The sequence below is a fragment of the Mycobacterium sp. E3247 genome (assembly GCF_001667785.1).
In the GTDB taxonomy this organism is placed as follows: domain Bacteria; phylum Actinomycetota; class Actinomycetes; order Mycobacteriales; family Mycobacteriaceae; genus Mycobacterium.
The window spans coordinates 21,085-45,857 of the sequence record NZ_LZJG01000317.1 but is presented as its reverse complement, the minus strand read 5'-3'; the positions used below and the strand labels follow the sequence as shown (position 1 = coordinate 45,857).

At 67.0% G+C, this 24,773-nt stretch carries 24 protein-coding genes; 16 read left to right on the top strand and 8 right to left on the bottom strand.

Annotated features, from left to right (window positions below; all coding sequences use genetic code 11):
• Window positions 1-992, bottom strand: a 992-nt coding sequence (locus tag A9X04_RS17470; RefSeq protein ID WP_067922998.1) for a Zn-ribbon domain-containing OB-fold protein, incomplete at its 3' end; no start/stop codon positions are given.
• Between the two features lie 65 nt (window positions 993-1,057).
• Here A9X04_RS17470 and A9X04_RS17465 point away from each other — a divergent pair.
• From A9X04_RS17465 to A9X04_RS17455, 3 genes are read left to right on the top strand one after another with little or no spacing between them, the layout of a single operon-like run.
• Entirely contained in the window at window positions 1,058-2,089 is a 1,032-nt protein-coding gene (locus A9X04_RS17465) for an LLM class F420-dependent oxidoreductase (protein WP_067922984.1), read from the top strand.
• Between the two features lie 43 nt (window positions 2,090-2,132).
• Entirely contained in the window at window positions 2,133-2,849 is a 717-nt protein-coding gene (locus A9X04_RS17460; protein ID WP_067922981.1) for an acetoacetate decarboxylase family protein, read from the top strand.
• A complete protein-coding gene (locus A9X04_RS17455) occupies window positions 2,846-4,051 on the top strand; it encodes a cytochrome P450 (protein ID WP_067922979.1) in 1,206 nt (401 codons plus the stop codon). The genes A9X04_RS17460 and A9X04_RS17455 overlap by 4 nt, the downstream gene beginning before the upstream one ends.
• An 82-nt stretch (window positions 4,052-4,133) precedes the next feature.
• Here the strand turns inward: A9X04_RS17455 and A9X04_RS17450 are convergent, their stop codons facing one another.
• Window positions 4,134-4,973, bottom strand: coding sequence for a DUF559 domain-containing protein (locus tag A9X04_RS17450; protein ID WP_067922976.1), 840 nt, complete (start codon window positions 4,971-4,973; stop codon window positions 4,134-4,136).
• A 104-nt stretch (window positions 4,974-5,077) separates the two neighbouring features.
• Window positions 5,078-5,929: a crotonase/enoyl-CoA hydratase family protein gene (locus tag A9X04_RS17445; protein WP_067922974.1), complete on the bottom strand. Its 852-nt coding sequence runs from the start codon at window positions 5,927-5,929 to the stop codon at window positions 5,078-5,080.
• Window positions 5,930-5,963: 34 nt separating this feature from the next.
• Here A9X04_RS17445 and A9X04_RS17440 point away from each other — a divergent pair, with 34 nt between their 5' ends.
• The 4 genes from A9X04_RS17440 to A9X04_RS17425 are packed head-to-tail and all read left to right on the top strand — an operon-like array spanning window position 5,964 to window position 10,760.
• Entirely contained in the window at window positions 5,964-7,604 is a 1,641-nt protein-coding gene (locus tag A9X04_RS17440) for an acyl-CoA synthetase (protein WP_067922971.1), read from the top strand.
• Window positions 7,601-8,365: a fructosamine kinase family protein gene (locus A9X04_RS17435; protein WP_067922968.1), complete on the top strand. Its 765-nt coding sequence runs from the start codon at window positions 7,601-7,603 to the stop codon at window positions 8,363-8,365. The genes A9X04_RS17440 and A9X04_RS17435 overlap by 4 nt, the downstream gene beginning before the upstream one ends.
• Before the next feature lie 23 nt (window positions 8,366-8,388).
• Window positions 8,389-9,213: an amidohydrolase family protein gene (locus tag A9X04_RS17430; protein ID WP_067922995.1), complete on the top strand. Its 825-nt coding sequence runs from the start codon at window positions 8,389-8,391 to the stop codon at window positions 9,211-9,213.
• Window positions 9,210-10,760: an acetolactate synthase large subunit gene (locus tag A9X04_RS17425; RefSeq protein WP_067922966.1), complete on the top strand. Its 1,551-nt coding sequence runs from the start codon at window positions 9,210-9,212 to the stop codon at window positions 10,758-10,760. The genes A9X04_RS17430 and A9X04_RS17425 overlap by 4 nt, the downstream gene beginning before the upstream one ends.
• Here the strand turns inward: A9X04_RS17425 and A9X04_RS17420 are convergent.
• From A9X04_RS17420 to A9X04_RS17405, 5 genes are all read right to left on the bottom strand, one after another.
• Window positions 10,746-11,459 carry a serine hydrolase gene (locus A9X04_RS17420; protein ID WP_067922963.1) on the bottom strand — a complete coding sequence of 238 codons (714 nt, stop codon included), beginning with the start codon at window positions 11,457-11,459 and terminating at the stop codon, window positions 10,746-10,748. The two genes, A9X04_RS17425 and A9X04_RS17420, sit on opposite strands and share 15 nt — an antisense overlap.
• A gap of 111 nt (window positions 11,460-11,570) precedes the next feature.
• Entirely contained in the window at window positions 11,571-11,798 is a 228-nt protein-coding gene (locus tag A9X04_RS29805) for a hypothetical protein (protein ID WP_082972857.1), read from the bottom strand.
• The gene (fadD17, locus tag A9X04_RS17415; RefSeq protein ID WP_156764397.1) at window positions 11,791-13,326 is read right to left on the bottom strand and encodes a long-chain-fatty-acid--CoA ligase FadD17; all 1,536 of its coding nucleotides are present in this window, start codon (window positions 13,324-13,326) and stop codon (window positions 11,791-11,793) included. Before fadD17 ends, A9X04_RS29805 begins: the two co-directional genes overlap by 8 nt.
• A gap of 14 nt (window positions 13,327-13,340) precedes the next feature.
• Complete coding sequence (locus A9X04_RS17410; RefSeq protein WP_067922956.1) at window positions 13,341-14,438, bottom strand: acyl-CoA dehydrogenase family protein; 1,098 nt, start codon at window positions 14,436-14,438, stop codon at window positions 13,341-13,343.
• A gap of 28 nt (window positions 14,439-14,466) precedes the next feature.
• Window positions 14,467-15,648, bottom strand: a complete 1,182-nt coding sequence (locus A9X04_RS17405) for an acyl-CoA dehydrogenase (protein WP_067760390.1) — start codon at window positions 15,646-15,648, stop codon at window positions 14,467-14,469.
• 201 nt (window positions 15,649-15,849) lie between these two features.
• Here A9X04_RS17405 and A9X04_RS17400 point away from each other — a divergent pair, with 201 nt between their 5' ends.
• The 9 genes from A9X04_RS17400 (at window position 15,850) to A9X04_RS17360 (ending at window position 24,762) form a co-directional block, all read left to right on the top strand.
• A complete protein-coding gene (locus tag A9X04_RS17400) occupies window positions 15,850-16,041 on the top strand; it encodes a ferredoxin (protein ID WP_067922954.1) in 192 nt (63 codons plus the stop codon).
• A 43-nt stretch (window positions 16,042-16,084) separates the two neighbouring features.
• Complete coding sequence (locus A9X04_RS17395; RefSeq protein ID WP_067922952.1) at window positions 16,085-16,999, top strand: 3-oxoacyl-ACP reductase; 915 nt, start codon at window positions 16,085-16,087, stop codon at window positions 16,997-16,999.
• A 236-nt stretch (window positions 17,000-17,235) separates the two neighbouring features.
• Entirely contained in the window at window positions 17,236-18,000 is a 765-nt protein-coding gene (locus A9X04_RS17390; RefSeq protein WP_067922949.1) for an ABC transporter permease, read from the top strand.
• A 7-nt stretch (window positions 18,001-18,007) separates the two neighbouring features.
• A complete protein-coding gene (locus A9X04_RS17385; RefSeq protein ID WP_065442814.1) occupies window positions 18,008-18,850 on the top strand; it encodes an ABC transporter permease in 843 nt (280 codons plus the stop codon).
• 19 nt (window positions 18,851-18,869) lie between these two features.
• Window positions 18,870-20,072 carry an MCE family protein gene (locus A9X04_RS17380; RefSeq protein WP_067922946.1) on the top strand — a complete coding sequence of 401 codons (1,203 nt, stop codon included), beginning with the start codon at window positions 18,870-18,872 and terminating at the stop codon, window positions 20,070-20,072.
• Window positions 20,072-21,124: an MCE family protein gene (locus A9X04_RS17375; RefSeq protein WP_067922944.1), complete on the top strand. Its 1,053-nt coding sequence runs from the start codon at window positions 20,072-20,074 to the stop codon at window positions 21,122-21,124. The genes A9X04_RS17380 and A9X04_RS17375 overlap by 1 nt, the downstream gene beginning before the upstream one ends.
• Window positions 21,114-22,178, top strand: coding sequence for a virulence factor Mce family protein (locus A9X04_RS17370; protein WP_067922942.1), 1,065 nt, complete (start codon window positions 21,114-21,116; stop codon window positions 22,176-22,178). Before A9X04_RS17375 ends, A9X04_RS17370 begins: the two co-directional genes overlap by 11 nt.
• A complete protein-coding gene (locus A9X04_RS17365; RefSeq protein ID WP_067922940.1) occupies window positions 22,175-23,608 on the top strand; it encodes a virulence factor Mce family protein in 1,434 nt (477 codons plus the stop codon). The genes A9X04_RS17370 and A9X04_RS17365 overlap by 4 nt, the downstream gene beginning before the upstream one ends.
• Entirely contained in the window at window positions 23,608-24,762 is a 1,155-nt protein-coding gene (locus tag A9X04_RS17360; RefSeq protein ID WP_067922939.1) for a virulence factor Mce family protein, read from the top strand. Before A9X04_RS17365 ends, A9X04_RS17360 begins: the two co-directional genes overlap by 1 nt.
• Window positions 24,763-24,773: the final 11 nt, after the last annotated feature.

The following is a 24,773-nucleotide window of genomic DNA, read 5'->3' as shown; positions in this document are numbered from 1 at the left end:
AGGTGGTGCTTGTAGGTGTCGTAGTCGGCGTCGGGTTCCCCGGTCGGCCGGAAGTACTCGATGTTGTCGATGCCAAAGCCCCATTCCTCACGGGGTTTCCACACCGCCTCCACGCGCATGCCCATCCGCACCTCGTGCGCGTCGATATCCGCGACCAGATGCAAGAACGGGATGTCCGCCCCGTCGAGCAGCACGTAGGCCGCCACGTACGGCGGCTTGATGCGCTGGCCCTGGAACGGGATGTTGATGATCGCGAACGTCGTCACGGTGCCCCTGTCCGGCAACTCGACGAATTCGGTGGTGGGCTGGCCCGTGGCCGGGTCGGCGCCGTGCGGCGGGAAGTAGACCTTCCCTTTTTCGCCGGTGCGCGCGCCCAGCAGCTTGCCCTGTGCGATGGCGCGCAGGTAGGCGCTCTCCTCGTGGGAGGCGGTGTGCTGAATCGTCAACGAGATCGGCGTGACGATCATGGTCACCGGGTCTCGTTCTCCCGCCGCCCGTTCCGACACGGGTTCGGATTCCTCGCCGAGGGCGAAGTACGCGATGTCGGTGATGGCGCCCACCGGCTCGTCGACCCAGTGCACATGCACCCGCGAACCGGTCTTGATGGCCTTGGGTTCGCCGGCATCCACGGCGTGCAGCAGCGGGGTGTCCGCGCCGTCGAGCTTGATCAGTGCCCAGGCGAACGGGCGGTCCAGCGGCTGGCCCGGCAACGGCTCCGGTTGCCATGTCCAGGACACGACGGTGCCGACGCTGGACACCGGTACCATCTCGCCCAGCGGCTCGTAGGTGACCGGGTCATATTCCGCCGGCGGTACGTGCACCCTGCCATCGGATCCGCGCACCCCGAGGATGTGGCGTTCACGCAGTGCGGTGAAGAACTTGCTTAGCGTGGGGCCGACCGAACGGGTGTAGTCGAAAGACAACGTCAGTGGCGCGGAGAGCGGTGGCTCAGGGTGATCCGTCAAGGTCGGGCTGCTCGAGCTGGCTGTCACGCCATCGAGTAGAACAGGTTCTAAGAACGGTTTCAACATCGGGTCGGCCGGAAGGGTTCAGTGACATGAAGCTGGGGTTGCAGCTCGGGTATTGGGGCGCTCAGCCGCCGGAGAATCACGCGGAGCTCGTCGCGGCGGCCGAGGACGCCGCGTTCGACGCGGTCTTCACCGCCGAGGCGTGGGGTTCGGACGCGTACACGCCGCTGGCGTGGCTGGGTGCGTCGACGCGCGCGCTCCGGCTGGGCACTTCGGTGATCCAGCTGTCCGCGCGCACCCCGACCGCGACCGCGATGGCCGCGCTCACGCTCGACCATCTGTCCGGAGGCCGGCACATCCTCGGGCTCGGCGTCTCCGGCCCGCAGGTGGTGGAGGGGTGGTACGGGCGCCCGTTCCCCAAGCCGCTGGCCCGCACCCGCGAATACATCGACATCATGCGGCAGGTGTGGGCCCGGGAAAAGCCGGTGACCAGCGACGGGCCGCACTACCCGCTGCCGCTGACCGGGGAGGGGACGACGGGTCTGGGCAAGGCGCTCAAGCCCATCACCCACCCGCTGCGCCCCGACATCCCGATCATGCTGGGCGCCGAGGGGCCGAAGAATGTGGCGCTGGCCGCCGAGATCTGCGACGGCTGGCTGCCCATCTTCTACACGCCGCGGATGGCCGACACGTACAACGAATGGCTCGACGAGGGGTTCGCACGGCCCGGTGCGCGGCGCAGCCGCGAGGACTTCGAGATCTGCGCGACCGCGAACATCGTCATCACCGACGACCGCGCCGCCGCCTTCGCGGCCATGAAGCCCTACCTGGCCCTCTACATGGGCGGCATGGGCGCCGAGGACACCAACTTCCACGCCGACGTGTACCGCCGGATGGGCTACGCCGAGGTGGTCGACGACGTGACCAAGCTGTTCCGCAGCAACCAGAAGGACAAGGCCGCCTCGATCATCCCCGACGAGGTCGTCGACGACGCCGCGATCGTCGGCGACATCAACTACGTCCGTGAGCAGGTCAAGGTCTGGGAGGCCGCCGGCGTGACCATGATGGTGGTCAACGGGCGCAACGAGGCGCAGATCAGGGAGCTCGCCACGCTGGTCTAGCCGATCCTTGCCAGAGGATTAGAACGCGTTCTAGATTGGCCGGATGACAGCCTCGCAGCACACCATCGCGGGCACGGTACTCACGATGCCGGTGAAGATCCGCCAGGCAAATCAGCACATGGCGATGTTCTCGGTCGACGCCGATGCCGCGCAGCGGATGATCGACTACAGCGGGCTGCGGGTCTGCCGCTACCTTCCCGGCCGCGCGATCGTCGTCCTGATGCTGATGCACTACCTCGACGGCGACCTGGGCCGGTATCACGAGTTCGGCACCAGCGTGATGGTCAACCCACCCGGATCGACGGCAAGCGGACCCCGCGCCCTCCAGTCGGCCGGCGCCTTCATCCACCACCTTCCCGTCGACCAGGCGTTCACCCTGGAAGCGGGAACCAAGATCTGGGGCTACCCGAAGGTGATGGGTGACTTCACCGTTCGAGAGGGTCCTCAGTTCGGTTTCGATCTCAGCATCGACGGTCAATCGGTGATCGGCATGGATTTCCGTCGCGGGCTGCCGTTCCGGCTGACCCCGCGCCGGCAATCCCAGCGCACCTACTCCCACCGCGACGGAATCACCCGCGAAACCGCCTTCGAACACACCCTGGACGGAGTGCGCACTCGGTTCGGCGGCGTGAGCGTCCGACTCGGTGATCATCCGTACTCGAAAGAGCTTGCGGCGCTCGGCCTTCCAAAGCGTGCCCTGATGTCCAGCTCTGTCGACCACGTCCAAATGTCCTTCGGTGATGCCCAGGAGATCTCATGACCGCCAGCGAGTTGAAGACCAAACCCGACGTCGACCTCACCGACGGCACCTTCTACGCCGGTGACTCCCGGCCCGTCTACAAGTGGATGCGCGAGAACGAGCCGGTCTTCCGGGATCGCAACGGATTAGCCGCGGCCTCGACGTATCAGGCGGTGATCGACGCCGAGCGCAACCCCGAGCTGTTCTCCAACGCCGGCGGCATCCGCCCCGACCAACCGGGGGTCGAGATGATGATCGAGATGGACGACCCGCAACACCTGTTGCGCCGCAAGCTCGTGAACTCCGGCTTCACCCGCAAGCGGGTGAAAGACCTGGAATCCAAGATCGTTTCGCTGTGCGACACGCTGATCGACGCGGTGTGTGAACGCGGCGAGTGTGACTTCGTCTGGGATCTGGCGGCGCCGCTGCCGATGGCCGTCATCGGTGACATGCTCGGCGTGCGGCCCGAAGAGCGCACGATGTTCCTCAAGTGGTCCGACGACCTGGTCGGCGCGTTGAGCAGCACCGCGGCCGAAGCGGACGTCCAGGTCACCATGGACGCCTTCGCGGCCTACAGCCAATACATGATGGGGATGATCGAGGCCCGCAAGTCCGAACCGACCGACGACCTGGTCAGCGTTCTGGTGCACGCTGAGGTGGAGGGCTCACGGCTCGAGGACCACCAGATCGTCACCGAGGTCCTGCTCCTGCTGATCGGCGGCGACGAGACCACCCGCCACACGCTGTCCGGCGGGACGCGCCAAGTTCTGCTGCACCCCGATCAGCACCGGCGCCTGGCGGCCGATCTGAGCCTGCTGCCCAACGCGATCGAAGAGATGCTCCGCTGGACCGCGCCCGTGAAGAACATGGCACGCACGATCACGGCCGACACCGAATTCCTCGGCACCCAGCTGCACCAGGGCGAGAAGATGATCCTGCTGTTCGAGTCGGCCAACTTCGACGAGAAGGTGTTCGACGACCCGGAAACCTTCAACATCGAGCGCTACCCGAACAACCACCTGGCCTTCGGGTTCGGGACGCACTTCTGCCTCGGCAACCAGCTCGCCCGGCTGGAGCTGTCGATCATGCAGACGCGTCTGCTGCAACGGCTGCCCGACATGCGGCTGGCCTCCGACGCCGACCTGCCCCTGCGGCCGGCCAACTTTGTGTCCGGCCTGGAGAAGATGCCGGTGGCGTTCACGCCGAGCGCGCCGCTGGAGTAGGGCCGGGCAAGCCGCTTTCGGTGCTTCGGTCGCGCCGAGCGTGATCTGAGGGCGAGAAAATCGGCCGAAAGTCGCCATGAGTTCACATTCGGCGGGTCCAAGCGGCCGATACTCGGGCGACGATGCCGCCCGGCGTGTCTTCCGCGGTCACGCGGACGACCGTCCAACCCGCCTCTGTGAGGGACTCCGCGCGCCGAATGTCCTTATTGAACTGTCTTCGGTCAGATCTATGGTGGTCGCCTTCGTATTCGACGGCCAGTTTGACGTCCTCCCAACCCATGTCGAGGACCGCGACGAGCTCGCCGTATTCGCCGTAGACCGGAATCTGGGTACGCGGCCGCGGATAACCGGCCTCGATGAGCAGCAGCCGCAGCCACGTCTCACGCGGGGATTCCGCGCCCGCGTCGACGAGTGCCAGCGTGCGCCGGGCCCGTCGGATGTTGCGATGACCTTTGTAGCGTTCCGCGAGTCGTTGGACCTGCTCGACATTCAGCCCGGTTGCCCGGGCCAGCGCATCGATGGCTGCGACTGCCTTTCCTGTCGGATTCCGGCAGGCAAGGTCGAAAGCGGTGCGTGCCGAGGTGGTTGCCGGTATTCCGCCGATCAACTGGATTTCGTCGGGGGAGACCCTCTCCGACCAGGTGCAGATTCCGGCCGGTGGACGACGGTGTTCGTACACCAACTGAGCCGGGCCGCGATTATCGACCCACTTGGCGTCGTGCAATGCCGCAGCGGACTGTCCCGCGACCACGCCGCGCCGCCGTGACCACAACCATGCGGCGTGGGCGCGCGTGACGGCGGTGAGATCGGTGTCGCGTTGGACGTAGACGTCCGGATGCAGCGCGACGAATCGGCTGCGCAACCGGTATCGCGTCAGTGCACCCGATGCCAGCGCCTCGCTGCCGATGAATGGTTCCCGCATGCCGGCAGTGTGACGCGGCGGACCGACAAACGCCGAACGTGACGTCACGGCGAAAAATCGGTCGAAAAGTGGCCCTCAGTTCACGCTCGGCGCAGAGAAGAGGGCTACTTGTTCTGGAAGTTGGGCTTGCGCTTCTCGGCGAACGCCCGCGGGCCTTCCTTGGCGTCGTCCGACAGGAAGACCTTGATGCCGATCTGGGTGTCGATCTTGAACGCCTCGTTCTCGTGCATGCCCTCGGTCTCGCGGATCGCCCGCAGGATGGCCTGCACGGCTAGAGGCCCGTTATTGGCGATCACCTCTGCGATCTCGAGCGCCTTGGACAGCGCCTGCCCGTCGGGCACCACATGCCCGATCAGCCCCATCTCCTTGGCCTCGGCGGCGGTGATGTGCCGGCCGGTCAGCAGCAGATCGCAGGCGACCGTGTAGGGGATCTGCCGCACCAGCCGCACGGCCGACCCGCCCATCGGGTACAGGCTCCACTTGGCCTCCGAGATGCCGAACTTGGCGCTTTCGCCTGCGACGCGGATGTCGGTGCCCTGCAGGATCTCGGTGCCGCCCGCGATCGCGGGCCCCTCGACGGCCGCGATGAGCGGCTTGGTCAGCCGGCGGCCCTTGAGTAAAGCGTCGATTCGCGACGGGTCGTAGCTGCCGTCCTTGAACGACTCACCCGGCGGCTTCTTGGTTGCCGCTTTGAGGTCCATACCGGCGCAGAAGTACCCTCCGGCCCCGGTCAGGATGCAGCAGCGGATGTCCGGATCGTTGTCGACGCGGTCCCAGGCCTGCACCATGATTTCCATCATTTCGGTGCTCAGGGCATTGCGGGCGTGCGGCCGGTTCAACGTGACGATGAGGGTGTGACCCCGCTGTTCCACCAGCGCGTCTGCTTCGGAGGGGCCGGACTGCTCGTTTGCTGGGGCCGGTGCCACGGCTACCGCCTTTCCGTCGACGAGGGGCATGAGCTTGTCAAGAAATGTAACACGTTCTAATTTGGTGGCCGTGGCCCTGAATATTGCCGATCTCGCAGAGCACGCCATCGACGCTGTGCCGGACCGTGTCGCCCTGATCTGCGGCGACGAGAAGCTGACCTACGCCCAGCTGGAGGAGAAGGCCAACCGCCTGGCCCACTACCTGATCGACCAGGGGGTGAAAAAGGACGACAAGGTCGGGCTGTACTGCCGCAATCGCATCGAGATCGTCATCGCAATGCTCGGCATCGTCAAGGCGGGCGCCATTCTGGTGAACGTCAACTACCGCTACGTCGAGGGCGAGCTCCGCTACCTGTTCGACAACTCCGACATGGTCGCCCTGGTCCATGAGCGCCAGTACTCCGACCGGGTGGCCAACGTGCTGCCGGACACCCCCAACGTCAAAACCATCCTGGTCATCGAGGACGGCTCCGACAACGACTACCAGCGCTACGGCGGTGTGGAGTTCTACGAGGCGATCGCCCAGGGCTCGCCCGAGCGCGACTTCGGTGACCGCAGCGAGGACGACATCTACCTGCTCTACACGGGCGGCACCACCGGCTTCCCCAAGGGCGTGATGTGGCGCCACGAGGACATCTACCGGGTGCTCTTCGGCGGAACCGACTTCGCCACAGGGCAATTCGTCGAGGACGAGTACGACCTGGCCAAGGCCGCAGCCGCCAACCCGCCCATGGTCCGGTACCCGATCCCGCCGATGATCCACGGCGCCACCCAGTCGGCCACCTGGATGTCGATCTTCTCGGGCCAAACCACCGTGCTCGCACCGGAGTTCAACGCCGAAGAGGTATGGCGCACCATCCACGAGCACAAGGTGAACCTGCTGTTCTTCACCGGCGACGCGATGGCGCGACCGCTGCTCGACGCGCTCGACACCGACCACGACTACGACCTGTCGTCGCTGTTCCTTCTCGCCAGCACGGCCGCGCTGTTCTCGCCGAGCATCAAGGAGAAGCTCCTCGAGCTGCTGCCCAACCGGGTCATCACCGACTCCATCGGCTCCTCGGAGACCGGATTCGGCGGCACCAGCATCGTTGCGAAGGACGCGCCGCACGCCGGCGGCCCGCGCGTGACCATCGACCACCGCACCGTCGTGCTCGACGAAGAGGGCAACGAGGTCACGCCCGGCTCCGGCGTGCGCGGCTTCATCGCCAAGAAGGGCAACATCCCGGTCGGCTATTACAAGGACGAGAAGAAGACCGCCGAGACGTTCAAGACCATCAACGGGGTGCGCTACGCGATTCCCGGCGACTGGGCGCTCGTCGAGGAGGACGGCACCGTGACGATGCTGGGCCGCGGCTCGGTGTCGATCAACAGCGGCGGTGAGAAGATCTACCCCGAGGAGGTCGAGGCGGCGCTCAAGGGCCACCCCGACGTCTTCGACGCCCTGGTGGTCGGCGTGCCCGACCCCCGCTACGGGCAACACGTCGCCGCCGTCGTCGCGTCGCGGCCGTTGGCGCGCCCGACGCTCGCGGAACTCGACCGCTTCGTGCGTTCCGAGATCGCGGGATACAAAGTGCCGCGCAGCCTTTGGCTGGTCGACGAGGTGAAGCGCTCGCCGGCCGGTAAGCCCGACTACCGCTGGGCCAAGGAGCAGACGGAGGCCCGTCCGGCCGACGACGTACACGCCGCCCACGCGACCGCTTGAGCGACTTCGTCAAGCAACACCCGGCCGCGCCGAGCAATTACTTCGCGTGGGAGGCCGCCGGATTGCGGTGGCTGGCCGGCGTCGACGGGGGCGTGCCCTGCGCGCACGTTATCGCCGTCGACGCGACGAGCCTGACCCTGCGGCGGCTTGATTCGGTGACACCAACGCCCGAGGCGGCGCTCGCGTTCGGCGGCCGGCTCGCGGTGACGCACGACGCCGGTGCCCCCGACTTCGGTGCCGGGCCCGACGGGTGGGACGGACCCGGGTTCTTCGGGCCGCTGTCCCAGCCGCTGCCGATGTTGTTGCGGCGGCACCGCCGCTGGGGCGACTTCTACGCCGAGGAGCGGCTGATCCCCATGGCCGAGCTGGCCGCGGCGCGGCTCGACGCCTCCACCCGCGGCGCGATCGATTCCGTCGTAGCGCGTTGCCGCGCGGGCGACTTCGACGACGACCGGCCCGCCCGGTTGCACGGCGATCTGTGGGGCGGCAACGTGATGTGGACGCCCGACGGTGTGGTGCTGATCGACCCGGCCGCGCACGCCGGTCACCGCGAGAGCGACCTGGCGATGCTCGCGCTGTTCGGCTGCCCGCTCTACGAGGCGGTCCTGGAGGGTTACCAGCGGGTGCGACCGCTGAAGAAGGGGTGGCGCAACCGCGTCGGGTTGCACCAGCTCTTCCCCCTGCTGGCGCACGTCGTGCTGTTCGGCGGCGGGTACGCCCAGCGGACGCACGCCTGCGCCCGCGCCGCACTGGCCCTCTGACATCGCGTCTACTCTTGATCGCGATGACGGTCGACGTGTGGATGCAGCACCCGACTGCGCGGTTCCTGCGCAGCGACATGCTGGCATCGCTGCGGCGCTGGACAGGTGACTCCATACCGGACGCCGACGTCCCGATCGAGGCGAGCATCGCGACGATGGACGCGGCCGACGTACGCTTCGGCCTGCTCAGCGCGTGGCGCGGTCCCGGTGGCCAGGACCTGATCTCCAACGACGAGGTTGCCGAGTGGATCAGCCTGCATCCGAAGCGGTTTGGCGGGCTGGCCACGGTCGACCTTGATCGTCCGATGGAAGCGGTTCGCGAACTGCGGCGCCGCGTTCGAGAGGGATTCCTGGGCCTGCGGGTCGTGCCGTGGTTGTGGAACGCGCCGCCGACCGATCGCCGCTACTATCCGCTGTTCGCCGAATGCGTGGAGCTGGGCGTGCCGTTCTGCACGCAGGTGGGACACACCGGGCCGCTGCGCCCGTCGGAGACCGGCCGCCCGATTCCCTACATCGACCAGGTCGCCCTCGACTTTCCCGAGTTGGTGATCGTGTGTGGCCACGTCGGTTATCCGTGGACCGAGGAGATGGTCGCCGTCGCCCGCAAGCACCCCAACGTCTACATCGACACGTCGGCCTACACGATCAAGCGACTTCCCGACGAGCTGGTCCGGTTCATGAAAACCGGCACCGGACAACGGAAAGTGTTGTTCGGCACCAACTATCCGATGGTGACCCACGCGCACGCCCTGGCTGGGTTGGCGGACCTCGGCCTGACCGACGAGGGTCGCCGAGACTTCTTGCACCGCAACGCCGAGGGCGTTTTCAAACTGGAGGCAATCACGTGAACGGTGCCCAGGCCCTGATCAACACCCTGGTCGACGGTGGCGTCGACGTGTGCTTCGCCAACCCGGGCACCTCGGAGATGCACTTCGTGGCCGCCCTGGACACCGTCCCGCGGATGCGCGGCGTGCTGGCGCTGTTCGAGGGTGTGGCGACCGGCGCGGCCGACGGGTACGCCCGCATCGCCGGGCGGCCGGCCGCGGTGCTGCTGCACCTGGGACCCGGTCTGGGCAACGGCCTGGCGAACCTGCACAACGCCCGGCGCGCCCAGGTGCCGATGGTGGTGGTGGTCGGCGACCACGCCACGTATCACAAGAAGTACGACGCCCCACTGGAATCGGACATCGACGCGCTGGCCGGCACGGTATCGGGGTGGGTGCGCCGCACGGAACACACCGCGGACGTCGCGTCGGATGCCGCCGAGGCGATCGCCGCCAGCCGTTCCGGCCCGCGAATTTCGACGCTGATCCTGCCCGCCGACGTGTCCTGGTCGGACGGTGCGCAATCCGCGGGTGCCGTGGCCGCGGAACCACCGGGGGCCGAACCGCGGTTGGCGTTCGAAGTGGCCGAGGTGCTGCGGTCGGGGGACCCGACGGTGCTCATGATCGGCGGCGACGCCACCCGCGGTCCCGGACTTGCCGCCGCGGTTCGGATCGCTCAGGCGACCGGAGCCCGGCTGCTCTGCGAAACGTTCCCGACGCGGCTGGAGCGCGGCGCGGGTGTGCCCGCCGTCGAGCGGCTGGCGTATTTCGCCGAGGCCGCCACCGCCCAGCTGGACGGTGCCAAGCATCTGGTGCTGGCGGGGGCCAAGTCGCCGGTGTCCTTCTTCGCCTACCCGGGCATGCCCAGCGACCTGGTCCCGGCCGGCTGCGAGGTGCATCTGCTCGCCGGGCACAGCGGTGCCGCCGAGGCGCTGGCCGCGCTGGCCGACGAGGTGGCGCCCGGAACCGTTGCGCCGGTGGCGGACGCCGCGCGGCCGCAGCTGCCGACGGGCGCGCTGACGTCCGCGTCGGCGGCCGACGTGATCGGGGCGCTGCTGCCGGAAAGGGCGATCGTGGTCGACGAGTCGAACACCTCCGGTGTGCTGCTCGCCCAGGCCACGGCGGGGGCGCCGGCCCACGACTGGCTGACCCTGACCGGCGGGGCGATCGGGTACGGCATCCCGGCCGCGGTGGGTGCCGCGGTGGCCGCCCCCGACCGCCCGGTGCTCTGCCTGGAATCCGACGGGTCGGCGATGTACACGATCTCGGGATTGTGGACTCAGGCGCGGGAGAACCTCAACGTGACCACCGTGCTTTACGACAACAGCGCCTACGACATCCTGCGGATCGAGTTGGCGCGCGTGGGCGCCGGATCGGCTCCCGGGCCCAAAGCCCTGGACCTACTCGACTTGTCCCGTCCCGCCATGGATTTCGTCAAGATCAGCGAGGGCATGGGAGTGCCGGCGCGCCGGGTCAGCACCGCCGGGGAACTCGGCGACGCGCTGCGTCACGCCTTGAGCCAACCCGGGCCGCACCTGATCGACGCCGTGGTGCCGTCAATAACGGGCTAGGCCGGGAAGCCGGCTGAGGACCCATTCCGACATCGCGTTGAGGACGTCGACGCCCGTCTCCAACACGCCGTCGTGCACCTTGGCCGCCAGGGCCACGCCCCAGTGTCCCGACGGCGTGGGCACGATCCCGAATTGACGCACCAGGTAGTCGCCGTGCGTCCCGGGGCCCCAACCGCCCTTGGCCGCAAACCCTTTGGCGGCCAGCCCCCAGCGATGGCCGCTGGTGAGCTGCTGCATCAGGTCGACGACGTCGGCGGAACCGGGGATAGCGGGCAGCTCGGCGGCGAACCGGGCCTGCCGCTGCAGAGTCCACTGCGTCTGGCCGAACGCGGTATACCCGCGCCGAAGCCGGCGCGATTCGACCACGGTGGCGGTGTCGCCGCCCTCGGCGATCACCCCCTGCACCCGCCGTGCCGCTTCCGCCGGATCGCCCAGGTGTGACCACAGTTGCTCGGAAGCGCGGTTGTCGGATTCCGTGATGGCTTTGACGGCGAGGTCCTTGGCGCGCAGCCAATCACTGCGCAGCGCCGCGATCGCCAACGGCACCTTGATGGTCGACCATGCGACGCCGGACCACCATCGGCCGAGTGAGTAGGTGCGATCCGGTCGGGCGATCGCGACGCCGACGTCCGCCGGCACCGCGGCGGACAGCTGGTCGAAGCTCGCTTCGAGCGCGGTCTCCAGGGGCCGGGAAGTCATGCGCTGACCGGACCCACCATCGCGTCTCCTTCGGTCCCGACGTGTCTGTGCCGTGTCGCATTATCGTCGACGGTCTTAACGCGCGGTGCGACGAGGGTGACGGCGCGTCGCTTAGCCGGGCGGCGGCAGTGGCGGCAGCGGCGGTGCCTCCGGCGGGGGAGGCTCCCAGGTGTCACGTTCCGGCGTCTGCGGCGCGTACACCAGTGGGGGTGGCGGAGGCAGGGGTGGCGGCGGTGGCGCCGGCTCCCCCGCGGCGCCGCCGGCGCCCGAGCCGAGCGCCGCGGCACCGAGGGAGGCAAGCAGGGTCCACCCCGCGATCAGCTTTCGTATTCTAGGCACGCGTTGACGCTCCCCTTCCCGTTTGCGGCTGGATCCGCACCACGGGATCGTCGCAGTCCGCGCCCTGCGCCGCCAACTGACGCTTGAGCACCTTGAACGTCACCGTACGCGGAAGTTGCGCGCTGACCCGCACGTATGACGGCCGCTGCTTGGGCCCGAGGTCGCGCTGCTCGCCGAGGAAGGCGCGGAACTTCTCGGCATCGAACTCCGCCCCGGGCGCCATGACCACGGCGGCCATCACCTGGTCGCCGACCACCGGGTCCGGCACCGCGTACACGGCCACCTCCGTCACGTCGGGGTAGCGCAAGAGCACCCGCTCGATCGGTGCGGCGCCCAGGTTTTCGCCGTCGACGCGCATCCAATCGCCCAGCCGTCCTGCGAAATACGCGTAGCCGGCGTCGTCTCGGTAGGCGAGGTCGCCGGTGTGGTACACGCCGCCCGCCATCCGCTCGGCCTCGGCGGCCTCGTCGTTGTAGTAACCCTCGAAACGGCCCGGACCGGCAGTGTTCACCAGCTCGCCCACCACGCCCGGTGCGCAGGGTTCGCCCGTGTCGGGGTCGACGATCTCGACGCCCTCGGGCAACGGGCCCAGCGCGCCGTCCGGGGTGTCGGGGGTGCGGGCGATCGCCACCCCGCCCTCGGTGGAACCGAACCCGTCCTGCACCACGCAGCCGAACCGGCGGGCGAAGCGTTCGACATCGCGGGGCACGCCCTCGTTGCCGTACACCGCCCGCAGCGGGTTGTCCGCATCGTCGGGCCGCTCGGGTGTGGCCAGCACATAGGACAGGGGCTTGCCGACGTAGTTGGCGTAGGTGGCGCCGAATCGGCGGACATCCGGCAGGAAGTTGGAGGCGGAGAACTTGCGCCGCAATGCCAGTGAGCCCTGGCAGGCCGCAGCCACCGCCCAGCCGACCAGCACCGCGTTGGAATGGAACAGCGGCATCGACACATAGCAGACGTCGTCGGGCCCGAGGTCGAAACGCTGCGTCATCGTCACCCCCGCGATGGCGACCTTGCCGTGACTGCACTTCACCGCCTTCGGCTCACCGCTGGTCCCCGAGGTGAAGATGAGCATGAAAAGATCTGTGGCCGTGGCGGATTGAAAACGCGGCTCGGCATCCCGATGCGCGGCCACCTCATCCGCCCACTCGGCGGAATCGACGTTCACGTGGGCGATGTCGCCGAGCGCGGCAGCCGAATTGGAGTCGGCCAGCACCACTTGGCAATCGGCGTGGGCGATGTCGCGGGCCAGCGCGTCGCCACGGCGCACCGGGTTGAGTCCCACCGGCACGATCCCGGACATGCCGGCCGCCGCCAGCATCGCCGAGAAGAACGGGGTGTTCTCCAGCAACACCCCGACGTGCGACGGCTTCGCCGGGTCCAGGCGATCACGCAGTGCCGCGGCGATCGCGGCACCGTGGCGCAGGTGATCGCGCCAGCCGGTGTACGAGTCCTCGAAGTAGACGCCCCGATCGTCGATCTCGGCTAGCGGTACCAGCAGTTTGGTGACCGTCGGATCCGCAGGCAGGTTCAACGCCGCGCCTAGGCGGGGGTTTCGGCCAACTCGCGGCCGATGCGGCGCAGCTGACCGGTGGCGCCGCCCAACGCGAACTCGGCCTCTTTGGCGGCCAGGAAATAGCGGTGCACGGGGTGATCGGTGTCGACGCCGACGCCGCCGTGCACGTGCACGATGGTGTGCGCCACCCGGTGTCCGGCATCGGCGGCCCAGAACGCGGCGCTGGCCACGTCGATGTCTGCGGGGACATCCTCGGAGACCTTCCAGGCCGCCTGGGTGAGCGTGAGGCGCAGGCCCTTGACGTCGATGTAGCCGTCGGCCAGCCGCTGTGACACCGCCTGGAAGCTGCCGATCGGGCGGTCAAACTGCTCACGCTCGCGGGCGTATTCGGCGGTGAGCTGCAATCCGCGGTCCAGCACTCCCAGCTGAAAAGCGCTGCGGCCCAATGCGGCAAGGGTGTCGAGCCAGACGACCACCTCGGCGCCGCCGACCATCCGGGCGCCGTCCACCTCCGCGCCGTCCAGCGTCAGGTGTCCGACGCTGCCCAGGCCGGTGGTCTCCAGCGGGCTCACCGAAACCCCGGGATCACCGGCGGCGACCAGGAAAACCGCGGTCCCGGAATCGGTCTCGGCCGGAACGAGGAACGCGTCGGCCACCGGTCCGAAGCCGACCTGGGTGCGGGTGCCGGTGAGCCGGTAGCCGTCACCGGCGCGGGTGGCCCGCACCGGCCCCTCACCCATCTCGCCCAGGAGAGCGACGGTGAGGATCTTCTCGCCGCTGACCGCCGGGGAACCCCAATCCCGTTGCAGCTCTTCGGTGCCGAACCGCGCCAACGCCCCAGCGCCCAGCATCACCGATTCCAGGTACGGCACGGCCGCCAACTGGTGACCCAGCGCCACAAGGATGGCGACCTGCTCGAGCACCCCGAAGCCGTCGCCGCCCACCGAGGTGGCCGAGGCGCTGGTCAGGATCCCGGCGTCGACGAGTTTGCCCCACAGCGCGCGGTCGAACCGTTGGTCGAGCTTGTCGAGGTCACGTTGGTGCTCCGGCGTGCATACCGAGTTCACGATCGTGTCGACCAGTCCGCCGAGATCGGTGGCCGCTTCGGTTGTCGAAAAGTCCATCGGTGTTCGTCCTTTAGGGGAGGGGGGCTCAGCGGTTTCGGGGCAGTCCCAGCGCGACCATCCCGATGATGTCGCGCTGCACTTCGTTGGTGCCGCCGCCGAAGGTCAGGATCAGGCACGCGCGGTGCATCCGCTCGACCCGGCCGCGCAGCAGCGCCCCCGGCGAATTCTGGCGCATCGTGGCCGCGGTCCCCAGCACCTCCATCAGCAGCCGGTAAGCCTCGGTGGCCAACTCGGTGCCGTACACCTTGGCCGCCGACGCGTCCGCCGGGTTGAGCGATTCGCCGTCCGACGACGCCAACTCCCAGTTGATCAGCTTCAGCACTTCGGCCTTGGCGTGCACCCGGGCCAGGTTGATCTGCACCCACTCCGAGTCGATCAGCCGGGCGCCGCTGGAATCCTTGGTGTTCTGCGCCCACTCGCGAACCTCCTGCAGCGCGAGGAAGATCGGTTGCGCCGACACCAGGGCGACGCGCTCGTGGTTGAGTTGGTTGGTGACCAGCTTCCAGCCGCCGTTCTCCTCACCGATGAGGTTGGTCACCGGGACCCGCACGTCGGAGTAATAGGTGGCGCTGGTGTCCACACCGGCCATGGTGTGCACCGGTGTCCACGAGAAGCCTTCGGCGGTCGTCGGCACGGTCAGCATCGAGATGCCGCGGTGCTTCTTGGCCTCGGGGTTGGTGCGCACCGCGAGCCAGACCCAGTCGGCGTACGCGATCAGGCTGGTCCACATCTTCTGGCCGTTGATCACGTAGTCGTCGCCGTCGCGGACGGCGGTGGTGCGCAGGTTGGCGAGGTCCGTGCCGGCGCCCGGCTCCGAGTAGCCGATCGAGAAGTGCAGTTCGCCGGCGGCGATCTTGGGCAAAAAGAACTTCTTCTGTTCCTCGGTGCCGAACGCCATGATCGTCGGCGCCACGCTGTTGATGGTCAGGAACGGCACCGGCACGCCGGCGATCGCGGCCTCATCGGTGAAGATCAGCGAATCCATCGGGGAGCGGTCCTGGCCCCCGTACTCCTTGGGCCAGTTCAGCGTCAGCCAGCCATCCTTGCCCATCTGCGCGACGGTGTCGCGGTACGCGGTGCCGGTCCCGACCTCGCCGCCGCCCGAGGAGGTCAGCGCCTCGCGACGCTCCGGCGTCATGAGCTTGGTGAAGTACGACCGCAGCTCGCGACGCAGCTCCTCCTGTTCAGGGGTGTAACTGATGCGCATCCCAGCCGTCCTTTGTTAACGTGATTCGCCTCGATTGGCCGACGTTAGTCGGCCGACAACAACCCATTCGTCATCCCGGTTGTAACACGTTCTAGTCTGAGATTCCAGCGACCGTTTCCCCCGCGGTATCGGGGCCCTATGGTGGACCTACATACTGAGGGGGCGTGTCCTCAGGTTGAAGCCAGGTGCAAGGAGGGTGCTGTGCGGGTGATCGTCGACCGTGACCGGTGTGAAGGTAACGCCGTGTGCATGGGAATCGCGCCGGATATCTTCGACTTGGACGACGAGGATTACGCCGTCGTGAAGCTGGACCCGATTCCCCCCGATCAGGAGGAGTTGGCCGAGCGGGCGATCGCCGAATGCCCGCGAGCCGCGCTGCAGCGGGGCGAGTGACCCGAGCCCGAATGCGCCACCAGAAACTAGAGGTATTCATAAATTGACTAGCAGCACGAACGCGACCGATCTCTCCGGAAAGGTCGCGGTGGTGACCGGTGCCGCCGCGGGGCTGGGACGTGCCGAGGCTCTCGGCCTGGCCCGGGCCGGGGCGACCGTCGTCGTCAACGACATCGCCACCGCGCTGGATGCCTCCGACGTCATCGACGAGATCAACTCGGCCGGCTCGAAGGCCGTCGCGGTCGCCGGCGACATCAGCGAACGCGCCACCGCCGACGAGTTGGTCGCGCAGGCCGACGGCCTGGGTGGGCTGGACATCGTGGTCAACAACGCGGGGATCACCCGCGACCGGATGCTGTTCAACATGTCCGACGAGGAATGGGATCTGGTCATCGCGGTGCACCTGCGCGGCCACTTCCTGCTGACCCGCAACGCGGCCACCTACTGGCGCTCGAAGGCTAAGGAAGCGGGGGGAACCGTCTTCGGGCGCCTGGTCAACACCGCGTCCGAGGCGGGGCTGGTCGGTCCCGTGGGGCAGGCCAACTACGGCGCCGCCAAGGCCGGGATCATCTCGCTCACCCTGACCGCCGCCCGGGCGCTCGGCCGCTACGGGGTGTGCGCCAACGCGATTTGTCCGCGCGCCCGGACCGCGATGACGGCCGACGTCTTCGGTGCCGCACCGGAGGTCGAGCCGGGCGGCGTCGACCCGCTGTCACCCGAGCACGTTGTCAGCCTGGTCAAGTTCCTGTCATCGCCGGCGGCTGCAGAAGTCAACGGGCAGGTGTTTATTGTTTACGGGCCGCGGGTGACACTGGTTTCGGCGCCGACCGCCGAGCACCAATTCAGCGCCGACGGGCCGGCCTGGGATCCCGCGCAACTGAGCGCGACGCTGCGTGAGTACTTTGCTGGGCGGGATCCGGAGCGGAACTTTTCCGCGGTCGGACTGATGGAGCAATAACCGTGTGAGGTTACTTCGTGGGGGGGAATCGACAGGTATAACCTGTTTCAGTTTGACACATGACAAGTGCGTCTGACCTGGCAAATTAACGGTTCAGATAAAGAAATACTGTTCATTGACACCGTTAACTTCTTCTGGGTTAATATGATCCGGCTCACATCGAGCCAGCTACGACCGCAAACGACGCAAAGGCCTGACATAGACTTCGCCGCGAGCAGCCGAGGGGGGTAATCGAGTTGATGCAACAACTTGCTGTTCCCGCCCGCGCCGTCGGCGGGTTCTTCGAAATGATGATCGACACGGGTCGTCAGAGTTTTCGCCGGCCGTTCCAGTTGAGCGAGTTCCTGGAACAGACGTGGATGATCGCGCGGGTGTCGCTGGTCCCGACCCTGCTGGTGTCGATCCCATTCACCGTGCTGGTGGCATTCACCCTCAATATCCTGCTGCGCGAAATCGGGGCCGCCGACTTGTCCGGCGCCGGAACGGCTTTCGGCACCATCACGCAGTTGGGTCCGGTGGTGACCGTGCTCGTCGTGGCCGGTGCCGGAGCCACGGCGATCTGCGCCGACCTCGGCGCGCGGACCATCCGCGAGGAGATCGACGCGATGCGGGTGCTCGGCATCGACCCGATCCACCGGCTGGTGGTTCCCCGCGTGTTGGCTTCCACCGTGGTCGCGCTCTTGCTCAACGGTTTGGTGTGCGCCATCGGCTTGTCCGGCGGCTACGTGTTCTCCGTCTTCTTGCAGGGCGTGAATCCGGGTGCGTTCATCAACGGGCTGACCGTCCTGACCGGGCTGCGCGAGCTGGTGCTCGCCGAGGTCAAGGCGCTGCTGTTCGGCGTCATGGCCGGGCTGGTCGGTTGCTATCGCGGGCTGACCGTCAAGGGCGGACCCAAGGGCGTCGGCAACGCGGTGAACGAAACCGTGGTCTACGCGTTCATCTGTCTGTTCGTCATCAACGTGGTGATGACTGCCATCGGCGTGCGAATCTCGGCGAAGTGAGTACTCGATGAGCTACGACGTCACCTACCGGCTGCGCAACCTCGCTTCCCGGTTGCAGGAGCCGGTCGATGACTTCGGCGAGCAGGCGCTGTTCTACGGGCAAACCGTCCGGTACGTCCCCAACGCGCTCACCCGCTACCGCAAGGAGACGGTCCGGCTGATCGCCGAGATGACGATGGGCGCGGGAGCGCTGGTCATGATCGGCGGCACCGTCGGTGTCGCCGCCTTCCTGACGCTGGCCTCCGGCGGGGTCATCGCCGTGCAGGGGTATTCGTCGCTGGGCAACATCGGCATCGAGGCGCTGACCGGCTTCCTGTCGGCGTTCCTCAACGTCCGGGTGGTCGCGCCGGTGATTGCGGGTATCGCGCTGGCCGCCACCATCGGTGCCGGCGCCACCGCGCAATTGGGCGCCATGCGGGTGTCCGAGGAGATCGACGCGGTCGAGTGCATGGCGGTGCACTCGGTGTCCTACCTGGTGTCGACCCGGCTGATCGCCGGGCTCATCGCGATCATCCCGTTGTATTCCCTGTCGGTGCTGGCCGCGTTCTTCGCCGCCCGCTTCACCACGGTGTACATCAACGGGCAGTCGAAGGGCCTCTACGACCACTACTTCAACACCTTCCTCATCCCCTCGGACCTGCTGTGGTCGTTCCTGCAGGCGATCGTCATGTCCATCGCGGTGATGCTCGTCCATACCTATTACGGCTACAACGCCAGCGGCGGGCCGGTCGGCGTCGGGATCGCGGTCGGTCAGGCCGTGCGGACCTCGCTGATCGTCGTCGTCGTCATCACATTGTTCATCTCACTCGCTGTCTACGGCGCGTCCGGTAACTTCAACCTCTCCGGGTAAGAGGACCGCTTAAAGGGACATGGCAGAAACAGATACGCGACGCTCACACGTCCGGCTGGCAGCCGCGGTGCTGGCCGGCCTGCTGGTGGCGTTCGCCGCTGTGACTTACCTTTCCTACACAGCGGCTTTCGCCTCGATCGACAACGTCACGGTCTCGGCCCCGCGTGCCGGTCTGGTGATGGAGAAGGGCGCCAAGGTCAAATACCGCGGCATTCAGATCGGCAAGGTCGAGAGCATCGACTACTCCGGTGACCAGGCGCGGCTGACGCTCGGCATCAACAGTGACGACATGCACTTCATCCCCTCCAACGCGACGGTGCACATCGCGGGCAACACCATCTTCGGTGCCAAGGCCGTGGAATTCCTTCCGCCGCAGAACCCTTCGCCGACCCCGCTGCGCCCGGACGCGCACGTCGCCGCGTCGGCGGTGCAGCTGGAGGTCAACACCCTGTTCCAGTCGCTGATCGACCTGCTGCACAAGATCGACCCGGTCGAGCTCAACGGCACGTTGAGCGCGCTGTCCGAGGGTCTGCGCGGTCACGGCGACGACTTCGGCGGCATCTTGTCCGGCCTGAACACGCTGACCCAGCAAACGAACCCGAAACTGCCCGCGCTGCAGGAGGACTTTCGTAAAGCGGCGGTCGTCACCAACATCTACGCCGACGCCGCCCCGAACCTGAACACCGTCTTCGACAACCTGCCGACGATCAACAAGACCGTCGTCGACCAGCAGAACAACCTCAACGACACGTTGCTGGCCACGATCGGGCTGGCCAACAACGCCTACGACACGTTGGAGCCGGCTGAACAGAACTTCATCGACGCCATCAACCGGCTGCGGGCCCCGCTGAAGGTGGCCGCCGACTATTCGCCGGAATTCGGCTGCCTGTTCGCCGGCATCGACCGGGGCCTCAAGGAATTCGGACCGATCCTCGGCGTGCGCAAAGCGGGTCTGTTCACGTCTTCGAGCTTCGTGCTGGGTGCGCCGGCGTACACCTATCCCGAATCGTTGCCCCTGGTCAATGGCTCCGGGGGCCCGAACTGCCGCGGGTTGCCCGACATTCCGAACAAGCAACACGGTGGATCGTGGTACCGGGCGCCGTTCCTGGTGACCGACAACGCCAACGTTCCGTACGAGCCGTTCACCGAGTTGCAGTTCGACGCGCCCTCGACACTGCAGTTCCTGTTCCATGGCGCGTTCGCCGAACGGGACGACTTCTGATGGCGGCCGGGGCAATGCCGACGCACCGCTCGATGATGATCAAGGTCAGCGTCTTCGCGGTGGCCATGCTGATCGTGTCCGCGGGTCTGGTGGTGGTCTTCGGGGACTTCCGATTCGGCCCCGAAAGCACCTACCACGCAACGTTCACCGATGTGTCGCGCTTGAAGGCGGGCCAGAAGGTTCGCATCGCCGGGGTGCCGGTCGGAGCCGTGTCCGGTGTGAAGCTCAACCCGGACAACACCATCGACGTGTCGTTCGGGCTCGACAAGCGCTACACCCTCTATTCCTCCACCCGCGCGGTGATCCGCTACGAAAACCTGGTCGGTGACCGGTACCTGGAGATCACCTCCGGTCCGGGGGAGCTGCGCAAGCTGCCGCCGGGCGCGACGATCAACGCCCAGCACACTCAGCCGGCGCTGGATCTCGACGCGCTACTGGGTGGCCTGCGGCCGGTGCTCAAGGGGCTGGACGCGGACAAGGTGAACACGATCAGCAGCGCCGTCATCGAGTTGCTGCAGGGTCAGGGCGGCGCGCTGTCCAACGTGCTGGCCGACACCAGCGCGTTCTCGTCGGCGCTGGGCCAGCGCGACCAACTCATCGGTGACGTCATCAACAACCTGAACACGGTGCTCAAGACGGTCGATGCGCGCAGCGCCCAATTCTCGGCCAGCGTGGACCAGCTGCAGCAACTGATCAGCGGCTTGGCGAAGAACAAAGACGACATCGCCGGCGCCATTCCGCCGCTGGCCTCCACGACGACGGATCTGACCGAGCTGCTGAAGAATTCGCGGCGGCCGCTGCAGGGCATCCTGGAAAACACCCGGCCGCTGGCCACCGAAATCGACAATCGGAAGGCCGAGGTCAACAACGACGTCGAGCAGCTGGGTGAGGACTATCTGCGGCTGGCGGCGCTGGGCGCCTACGGGTCGTTCTTCAACATCTACTTCTGTTCGGTGACGATCAAGATCAACGGCCCGGCCGGCAGCGACATCCTGCTGCCGCTCGGTGGTCAGGTGGATCCCAGCAAGGGGAGGTGCGCTTTTGTCAAGTAACGCAAAGCGCGAGCGCGATCCGCTGCGCACCGGCATCTTCGGTGTGGTGCTGGTGGTCTGCGTCGTGCTCATCGCATTCGGCTACGCGGCGTTACCGTTCTTCCCGCAGGGGAAGGTCTACGACGCCTACTTCTCCGACGCCGGCGGCATCAATCCAGGCAATGCGGTGTACGTGTCGGGCCTCAAGGTCGGCAAGGTGACCGCCGTGGGCCTGGCCGGTGACACCGCCAAGATCAGCTTCAGCGTGGATCGGCACGTCACCGTGGGCGACCAGTCGCTGGCCGCGATCCGCACCGACACCATCCTCGGTGAGCGTTCGGTCGCGGTGACGCCGGCCGGCAGTGGCAGGTCGACCACGATCCCGCTCAGCCGCACGACCACGCCGTACACGCTCGCCGGCGCGCTGGAGGACCTGGGCTCGAATGCCAGCAACTTGAACAAGCCCCAATTCGAGCAGGCGCTGAACGTCCTGACCGACACGTTGCACGACGCGACTCCCCAGCTGCGCGGCGCGCTCGACGGTGTGACGACGCTGTCGCGCACCCTGAATCGCCGGGACGAGGCGCTGCAAAGCCTGCTGGCGCATGCGAAGTCCGTGACCGGCGTCCTGTCCCAGCGTGCCGACCAAGTCAACAAGCTGGTCGACGACGGCAACGAGTTGTTCGCCGCGCTCGACGAGCGGCGCGCCGCGATCGGACAACTCATCGGGGGAATCCAGGGGCTATCGCAACAGATTTCCGGCTTCGTCGCCGACAACCGCCGTGAATTCGGCCCGGCTCTGAGCAAGCTCAACGACGTGCTGAGCGACCTCAACGAGCGCCGCGACTACATCACCGAGGCCCTCAAGCGGCTGCCGACTTACGCCACCGAGTTGGGCGAGGTGGTCGGCTCTGGGCCCGGCTTCAACGTCAACGTCTACGGCGTCATACCCGCGCCGCTGGTCGCGACGATGTTCGACTTCTTCTACCAGCCCGGCAAGATGCCGGCCAGCCTCGCCGACTACCTGCGGGGGTTAATCCAGGAACGCTGGGTGATCAGGCCGAAGTCGCCATGACCAAGCGCTTCTCCGGCAGCCGGGGGCTGCGTTACACGACCGCCATCGCTCTCATCGCGGCGTTGGTGGGTGGCGTGTACGTATTGTCGTCGACCGGCAGTACGCGAAGTATCGTCGGCTATTTCACGTCGGCGGTCGGTCTCTACCCCGGTGATCAGGTTCGTGTTCTCGGTGTCCCGGTCGGCACTATTCGCACGATCGAGCCGCGACCCTCCGATGTCAAGATCACCATGTCGGTGTCCAAGGACGTGAAGATCCCGAAGGACGCCAAGGCCATCATCATGTCGCCAAACCTGGTGGCGGCCAGGTTCATCCAGCTGACCCCGGCCTACACCGGCGGCCCGGCGCTGCCCGACGGCGGCAGCATCGGCCTCGGTCGCACCGGCGTGCCGGTGGAATGGGACGAGGTCAAGGAGTCGCTGACTCAACTGGCGGTGCAGCTCGGTCCGACGACCGGATCGATGCAGGGGCCACTGGGCCGGGCGATCAACCAGGCCGCCGACACGTTCAACGGCAACGGTGATTCGTTCCACAACGCACTGCGCGAACTCTCGCAAGCCGCTGGGCGGCTGGGGGATTCGCGCAGCGACATCTTCGGCACGGTCAAGAACCTTCAGGTTCTCGTCAACGCGCTGTCGGCCAGTAACGAACAGATCGTGCAGTTCGCCGGAAACGTCGCCTCGGTGTCGCAGGTGCTCGCCGACAGCTCACGCCACCTGGACACCACGCTAGGCACGCTCAACAAGGCCCTCTCCGACATCCGCGGGTTCCTGCACGAGAACAACTCGACCATCATCGACACGGTCAACAACCTCAACGACTTCGCCAAGACGCTCAGCGACCAGAGCGACAACATCGAACAGGTACTGCACGTCGCGGGTCCGGGTATCTCCAACTTCTACAACATCTACGACCCGGCCCAGGGCACGCTCAACGGTCTGTTGTCCATTCCGGAGTTCGCCAACCCCGTGCAATTCATCTGCGGCGGGTCCTTCGAGACGGCCGCCGGGCCGAGGGCGCCCGACTATTTCCGGCGTGCGGAACTGTGCCGTGAGCGGCTGGGGCCGGTGCTGCGGCGCCTCACCGTGAACTACCCGCCCATCATGTTCCACCCGCTCAACACGATCACCGCCTACAAGGGCCAGATCATCTATGACACCCCCGAAACCCAAGCGAAATCGGCGACTCCGGTCCCCGAGCTAACCTGGATCCCGGCCAATGGCGCCAAGACGCCGCCGGCCGACCAGAACCCGGCGGATCTGCAGGCGTTGCTGGTTCCGCCGGCACCGCAGAGCGGCCAGGCGCCGGCACCGGCCTTGGGAAATGCCGGACCCGCTCCGGCGCCCGGACCCGCGCCGGGGAGCGCCTTCGGACCCCTGCCGGGGCCCCCGCCAAGCCAAACACCGCCGGCCGCGGACGGGGGCGGCTGATGCGCCGGATGTGGTTGCGGGGTGGTGCGTTAGCGGCCGGTAGCGCGCTGCTGGCCGGCTGCCAATTCGGCGGTCTGAACTCCCTGTCGATGCCCGGTACGGCCGGCCATGGCGGCGGCGCCTACTCGATCACGGTCGACCTGCCCGACGTGGCGACGCTGCCGCAGAACTCTCCCGTCATGGTCGACGACGTGACCGTGGGCAGCGTTGCCGGCATTCAGGCGATGCAGCGCTCCGACGGATCGTTCTATGCCGCGGTGAAATTGGCGCTGGACAAAAACGTCGTGTTGCCGACCAACTCCACGGCGACGGTCGCCCAGACCTCACTGCTGGGTTCGATGCACATCGACCTGGCGCGCCCGAAGGACAAGCCGGCCATCGGCCGGCTGACCGACGGGTCGAAGATCTCCGAGTCCAACACCGGCCGTTATCCCACCACCGAAGAGGTGCTGTCGGCCCTCGGTGTCGTGGTGAACAAGGGTAATGTCGGTGCCCTGGAAGAGATCACCGACGAGACCTATCAGGCCGTCGCCGGCAGGCAGAACCAGTTCGTCGACCTGCTGCCCCGACTCGCGGAACTGACCGCCGGACTCAACCGTCAGGTCAACGACATCATCGATGCCGTCGACGGCCTGAACCGATTCTCGGCGAGCCTGGCGCGTGACAAGGACAACCTGGGCCGGGCCCTGGACACCCTGCCCGACGCGATACGCGTGCTGAACAAGAATCGCGACCACATCGTCGAGGCGTTCGCGGCGCTCAAGAAACTCGCGACGGTCACTTCCAACGTGCTCGCGAAAACCAAGGCCGATTTCGCCGCTGACATGAAAGACCTTTACGCGGTGGCCAAGGCCCTCAACGACAACCGAAAGAACTTCGTCACTTCCCTGCAGATCTTGCTGACGTTCCCGTTCCCCAATTACGGGATCAAGCAGGCCGTCCGAGGCGATTACCTCAACGTGTTCACCACCTTCGACCTGACCCTGCGCCGGATCGGCGAAACGTTCTTCACCACGGCATATTTCGACCCGAACATGGCCCACATGGGTGAGATCCTCAATCCACCCGACTTCTTGACCGGCGAAATGGCAAACCTGTCCGGGCAGGCGGCCGACCCGTTCAAGATCCCGCCCGGCACGGCTTCAGGACAGTAGGAGGCGGCCGC